6 protein-coding genes and 1 pseudogene are annotated in these 6,270 nt (G+C 31.5%); all 7 read right to left on the reverse strand.

Features of this window, described 5'->3' with window-relative positions; genetic code table 11:
- Positions 1–142: 142 nt before the first annotated feature.
- Positions 143–793, reverse strand: a pseudogene (gene hisIE / locus N4A55_RS12025) (bifunctional phosphoribosyl-AMP cyclohydrolase/phosphoribosyl-ATP diphosphatase HisIE); the annotation flags it as partial.
- Positions 794–833: 40 nt separating this feature from the next.
- Positions 834–1,595, reverse strand: coding sequence for an imidazole glycerol phosphate synthase subunit HisF (gene hisF, locus N4A55_RS12030; RefSeq protein WP_293756662.1), 762 nt, complete (start codon positions 1,593–1,595; stop codon positions 834–836).
- Positions 1,596–1,668: 73 nt separating this feature from the next.
- Positions 1,669–2,388: a 1-(5-phosphoribosyl)-5-[(5-phosphoribosylamino)methylideneamino]imidazole-4-carboxamide isomerase gene (gene hisA, locus N4A55_RS12035; protein WP_293756665.1), complete on the reverse strand. Its 720-nt coding sequence runs from the start codon at positions 2,386–2,388 to the stop codon at positions 1,669–1,671.
- A 32-nt stretch (positions 2,389–2,420) separates the two neighbouring features.
- Entirely contained in the window at positions 2,421–3,020 is a 600-nt protein-coding gene (hisH, locus tag N4A55_RS12040; RefSeq protein WP_293756668.1) for an imidazole glycerol phosphate synthase subunit HisH, read from the reverse strand.
- A 54-nt stretch (positions 3,021–3,074) separates the two neighbouring features.
- On the reverse strand, positions 3,075–3,662 hold the full coding sequence (gene hisB / locus N4A55_RS12045; protein WP_293756670.1) for an imidazoleglycerol-phosphate dehydratase HisB: 588 nt from the start codon (positions 3,660–3,662) through the stop codon (positions 3,075–3,077).
- Positions 3,663–3,763: 101 nt separating this feature from the next.
- Positions 3,764–4,819: a histidinol-phosphate transaminase gene (hisC, locus tag N4A55_RS12050; RefSeq protein ID WP_293756673.1), complete on the reverse strand. Its 1,056-nt coding sequence runs from the start codon at positions 4,817–4,819 to the stop codon at positions 3,764–3,766.
- Positions 4,812–6,107 carry a histidinol dehydrogenase gene (gene hisD / locus N4A55_RS12055; RefSeq protein ID WP_293756675.1) on the reverse strand — a complete coding sequence of 432 codons (1,296 nt, stop codon included), beginning with the start codon at positions 6,105–6,107 and terminating at the stop codon, positions 4,812–4,814. The genes hisC and hisD overlap by 8 nt, the downstream gene beginning before the upstream one ends.
- Positions 6,108–6,270 lie beyond the last annotated feature (163 nt).

Below are 6,270 nucleotides of genomic sequence, written 5' to 3' on the forward strand. Positions count from 1 at the left end.
AATAAGCAAGTAATAGAAAGTAATAAGAGCAAAAGAGAAACCCACAAGAATTATAAGCTTACAAAACAGCTTAATCTTGCGGGGTTTACTTATTTCTTATTTAAGAGCTCAAATATCGCTATTTAACGACAGCCCCTTTTAATTATCTTCTTTTATCTAATTCCTTACATATATCTTTCCAAGTAGTATTCTTCTCAACCATCAATACTGACAAATGATATATTAAATCTGATATTTCATATATGATTTCATCATTTCCTTCATTCTTAGCTCCAATAATTACTTCTGTTGCTTCTTCTCCAACCTTTTTAAGAATCTTATCAATTCCCTTATCAAACAAATAATTAGTATAAGAACCTTCTTTTGGGTTATCTCTTCTATCTACTATGACATTATATACTTCTTCAAATATTTCAAATACGTTTTGTTTTTTTTGTTGTAACTCATTGCTTTGGGTGATTTCTCTATTATCTATATCTACTTTTTTGTAGAAGCAAGAATAGTTTCCTGTATGACATGCAGCTCCTTCTTGTCTAACTTTTACTAATAAAGTATCATTATCACAATCCAAAGCCATACTAACTAAATGTTGATAATGACCTGATGTCTCTCCTTTTAACCATAAGCTTTGTCTGCTTCTACTGAAATAATGTACTTTCTTAGTCTCTATAGTCTTATTAAAAGCCTCTTTGTTCATATATGCTACCATCAAAACTTCGTTACTAGAATAATCCTGAGTAACAACTGGTAGTAAACCATCTGAATTTAATTTTAATTTGTTAAAATCCATTATATCCATTCCTCTCTTGAATAATTCTTCTTCTTTATATAATTTATAATCTTACAGGTATTTCATTACTGTCTAAGTATTTTTTTAATTCAATAATCTCTATTTCTTTAAAATGAAACAGGGAAGCTGCAAGAGCAGCATCAGCTTTTCCCAAAGTTAATACATTCTTGAAATGTTCCATATTCCCTGCTCCACCTGATGCAATAACAGGTACATCAACTATCGCACTAATTTTTTTAGTTAGTTCTATATCATAGCCTGATTTGGTTCCATCTTTATCCATACTTGTAAGTAATATTTCTCCTGCACCACGTTTACATACTTCCTTAGCCCACCAAACAGCATCAATATCAGTATTTATTCGACCTCCATTAATGTAAACATCCCAACTATCATGTTCTTCATTTCGTTTTGCATCAATTGCAACAACTACACATTGATTACCAAATTTATTTGCTGCCTCATTGATAAGTTCAGGTCTTCTTATTGCCCCTGAATTGACAGCAACTTTATCAGCTCCAGCTCTAAGTATTTTCTTGAAGTCATCAAGAGTCTTAATACCGCCCCCTACCGTTAATGGTATAAAAATCTCCTTAGCAGTTTTTTTCACTACATCTACTATGGTATCTCTTCCTTCATGGGTAGCAGTAATATCCAAGAATACGATTTCATCTGCCAAACTCTTATTATATATTTTAGCAACTTCAACAGGATCACCTGCATCTATTAAATTAACAAAATTAATTCCTTTTACAACTCTCCCCCTATCAACATCTAAACAAGGGATGATCCTTTTTGATAACATACAAACACCCTTTCTTACATAAAAAGAACTCTATTTTAGATTTTAATATAATTAATTATAAAAATAAGTCTAGCTAGTTCTCAAACAATGAAATGGCTTCTTTTAGATCAATTTTATTGGTATACAGTGCTTTTCCAATTATAGCTCCCTCAGCATTAATTATTTCTACATCCTTAAGGTCTTTTATAGATGATACACCACCAGAAGCAATAATATCTAGACTTGTTTCATCTATTAGATATTTTGTATAATCTACATTAGGACCAATGAGCATACCATCTTTTGAAATATCTGTATACACGATTGTTTTCACACCGTATCCTTTCATTTGTTTACACAAATCAAGAGCTGATACCACACTTAGTTTTTCCCATCCGTTAATAGCAACCATACCATCTTTTGCATCTATTCCCACAACAATTCTTTCATTGCCAAACTTCTTAACAGCATCTTTCACGAAGCTAGGATTTTTTACTGCCAATGTCCCTATGATAACACGAGTTATTCCAACATCTAATCTCTCTTCAATATCTCTTATTGATCTTATTCCTCCACCTGTTTGAACAGGTATATCAACACTATCAACTATTTTTTTAATAGCTTCTTTATTAGTCCAATTGCCATCTAATGCACCGTCCAAGTCAACAACATGGATATATGATGCTCCATAATTAGCCCATTTCTTAGCTATTATATATGGGTCATTGGAATAAACTGTCTGTTCATTAAATTTTCCTTGTTTCAACCTAACACATTTACCATTTTTAATATCTATTGCTGGATATAATCTCATAACTTTCCTCCATTCGTATTACAAAACATATATTATAAAGAAACAAAATTTCTAAGTATAGAAAGTCCTATAACTCCACTTTTTTCAGGATGAAACTGTAAAGCAAAAACATTATCTTTTTGAGCTGCTATCTGAATATCTTTTCCATAGTTAGTTGTTGCACAAACAATGTCTTCTGAAGTTTCCAAATGATATGAATGAACAAAATAAACATGTATATTCTTTGGCAATCCTTTAAACAAAGGTTCTTCTTTAATAATATTTAATTTATTCCACCCCATATGTGGTACTTTTAGATTAGTATCAAATCTAACGATATCTCCATGTAATAGTCCCAAACCCTCATGTGTACCATATTCACTTGATGAATCAAACAATAGCTGCATTCCTAGACATATCCCTAGAAGTGTTTTGCCTTTTTTAACACTATCATGTATGAATAAATCGATATTTTTTTCCTTAATAAGATTTATAGCATCTTTAAAAGCACCTACACCAGGCAATATAAGCTTATCTGTCTTTTCTAATTCTTGAACATTTGAAGATATTATATAATCTACTCCAATATATGAAAGTGCATTAGATATACTTCCTAGATTACCCATTCCATAATCAATAATACCAATCTTCATCACATCCACCCTTTCTTAAAGTACTTTTTTATAAGATTCTATTGTCTTATAATTTTAAAGAACCCCTTTAGTAGTAAGTGTACCCTTTATCCTAGAATCTACTATTGTAGCTTGGTCAAGTGCATTTCCAAATGCTTTAAATATGCCTTCAACAATATGATGATTGTTCTTACCATCTAACAATTTAATATGTAGATTCATTTCAGCATTCATAGATACTGCTCGAAAAAACTCTTCTACCATTTCTGTATCCATAGTACCAATTATATCTGTAGTTAGTTCAACATCATAATTCAAATATGATCTTCCTGATAAATCTAATGCGCATAATACTAATGTCTCGTCCATAGGAATAATAGCAGAACCATATCTTTTAATACCTTTTTTATCTCCAATAGCTTCTTTTATGCATTTGCCAAAAACAATACCTATATCCTCTATTGTATGATGACAATCAACTTCCAGATCACCTCTACATTTGATATCAAGGTCAAATAAGCCATGTTTGGATATATGAGTCATCATATGATCAAAAAAACCAACGCCTGTATCTATGTCATAATCTCCAATTCCATCTATGTTAAACTTAAGACTAATATTTGTTTCATTAGTCTTTCTATTAATCTCACTAATTCTCTTCATCCTATAAACTCCTTTTAATTAATGTCTCAACTTTCCCACTGGAATATTCTATCCAGCTAAGCTAATTCAAAAGCTTTGGAAAGCCCAGTTATTGTTAAATATCAATATATTTTCATGACCTTGATTAATTGTTCATTTTCTTCTTCAGTACCCACAGTAATTCTAATACAATTAGACAATTCCCCTTGTTCTCCGTAACCTCTAACTAGAATCTTATGTTTTTCTAGTTTTTTAGCAATATCGTTATCTGATACTTTTATTAATAAATAATTAGCATGCGAAGGATATACCTTATCTACATAATATATTTCTTTTAGATTATCAATTAACCATTTTCTATTATTAACTATTTCTTTGCTTTTTTTATCATATTGTTCACTATTTTCTATTACGATTTTAGCTAAAAATTGAGATAATGCATTAAGATGATATGGTGGAATTACAATATTAATTGCATCTATCATACTCTTAGAAGCAATACCATACCCAACTCTAAGACCTGCTAAACCATAAGCTTTTGAAAAAGTCTTTAACACAATAAGATTATCATATTCTCTGAACTTACCTATCATTGTGTCATCTATATATTCACTATAAGCTTCATCAATAATAAGAGGACACTCAATTTTTTGTAATAGTTTTTCAATGTCTTCTATAGTCATAATGTTGCCTGTTGGATTATTAGGGGTGCATATAAATACACATTTTGGTCTAATTTCATTGTATAAATCCAATATTTTATTTACATCATAAGAGAAATCATCATTTAATGAAAATTCAACAGGAATACCTCTATTTAATACTGTTGCTAATTTATACATACTAAATGAAGGTGTTGGCATTAAAACCTTATCTCCTGGTTCCAAAAAGACCTTTAATATACAGTCGATTAATTGGTCAGAACCAACACCGCATACTACATTATCCTTTTCTACCTGCCAAAAATTAGCTAAAACATTTCTTAATTCATTACAATCAGTATCTGGATATCTCCTGATATTATTACAGTCATTAAGCCACTCTTTTACTTTATTAAGAATTTTCTCATCATGAAGATACGGATTTTCATTGGCATCTAACTTGATATCATATTCTTTCAAAGGAGCATGGTATGGTGTAAAATTCCTTAAATCTCTTCTTATATATTCATTAATCATTTTCAAATCTCACCTTTATTGAATTTGCATGTGCTGTTAATTTTTCTGCATGAGCAAATTTTATTATATCTTCTTGTAATTCCCCCAGTGCATCCCTGTCAAAAGAAATGATACTTGATTTTTTAATAAAATCATCTACACTCAATGGTGAAAAGAACTTAGCTGTTCCATTAGTAGGTAAAACATGATTAGGTCCAGCCATATAATCACCTAAAGGTTCAGGACTATAATTTCCTAAGAAAATTGCACCCGCATTTTTAATCTTAGGCAGTACCATAAAAGGTTCTTTCGTACATATCTCCAAATGCTCTGGTGCTACCATATTACTCAACTTAACAGCTTCATCTATTGATTTCACAACTACTATTGCTCCATAATCATTAAGTGATTTTTCTAAGATATCTTTTCTACTTAGATACTCTGTTTGTCTGATTAATTCTTTTTCTACCTCTTTTCCTAATTCATCACTGTCAGTAACTAAAATTGCTGAAGCCAATTCATCATGTTCAGCTTGAGATAATAAATCAGCTGCAACATATTTTGGATTAGCGCTTTCATCTGCGATAACTAACACTTCACTAGGACCAGCTATAGAATCTATACTTACATGTCCATACACAGCCTTCTTAGCAAGAGCAACAAATATATTGCCAGGTCCAACAATCTTATAGACCTTAGGAATAGTTTCTGTCCCAAATGCTAACGCAGCCACTGCCTGTGCTCCACCTACTTTGTATATTTCATCAACACCACATTCATTAGCCGCAACTAATGTAACAGGATTCACTTTCCCATCTCTATTAGGTGGCGTAACCATCACTATCTGCTCTACTCCCGCTACCTTGGCAGGCATAACATTCATTATAACAGATGATGGATAGACAGCTTTCCCTCCTGGAACATAAACTCCAACCTTGTCTATTGGTGTAACCTTTTGTCCCATGATACTACCAGAATCACAACTATCAAACCAACTATACTTCTTCTGCTTCTCATGATACTCCTTGACCCTCTTCTTGGACCTTCTTATGATTTCAACTAATTCCTCATCTACCTGCTCATAAGCCTCAACAATCTCTTCTTTTGTTACCTTCAAAGATTTCTCATCCAATCTTACATTATCAAACTTCTCCCCATATTCAAAAATGGCTTTGTCTCCATTATTCTTCACATTATCAACTATACTAGCCACTACCTGCTCATACTTCCCATAATTATCAGGCGCTCTATCAAATAACATCTTATACAGTTCATTATCTGAACAATCACTATAACTAATATATCTCATATGATTATCCTCCTTATAAATTCTATATTCTCTCGGAATCTCTAAGCCAGTAAATTCAACGCTTCTAGATTCCTTTTTATTAAAACCCCCCACTTTTTTGTCAAAAACCATTGACATATTCATCGAAAAATGTGCGCTTCGCGCCTTGATTATGAAATATATT

The organism is Vallitalea sp., from assembly GCF_025211055.1.
Lineage (GTDB): Bacteria > Bacillota > Clostridia > Lachnospirales > Vallitaleaceae > Vallitalea.

Excerpts from the sequence above, each read along its gene's own strand:
- hisF (WP_293756662.1), bottom strand. The coding sequence starts at position 1,595 with ATGTTATCAAAAAGGATCATCCCTTGTTTAGATGTTGATAGGGGGAGA.
- hisA (WP_293756665.1), bottom strand. The coding sequence starts at position 2,388 with ATGAGATTATATCCAGCAATAGATATTAAAAATGGTAAATGTGTTAGG.
- hisH (WP_293756668.1), bottom strand. The coding sequence starts at position 3,020 with ATGAAGATTGGTATTATTGATTATGGAATGGGTAATCTAGGAAGTATA.
- hisB (WP_293756670.1), bottom strand. The coding sequence starts at position 3,662 with ATGAAGAGAATTAGTGAGATTAATAGAAAGACTAATGAAACAAATATT.
- hisC (WP_293756673.1), bottom strand. The coding sequence starts at position 4,819 with ATGATTAATGAATATATAAGAAGAGATTTAAGGAATTTTACACCATAC.
- hisD (WP_293756675.1), bottom strand. The coding sequence starts at position 6,107 with ATGAGATATATTAGTTATAGTGATTGTTCAGATAATGAACTGTATAAG.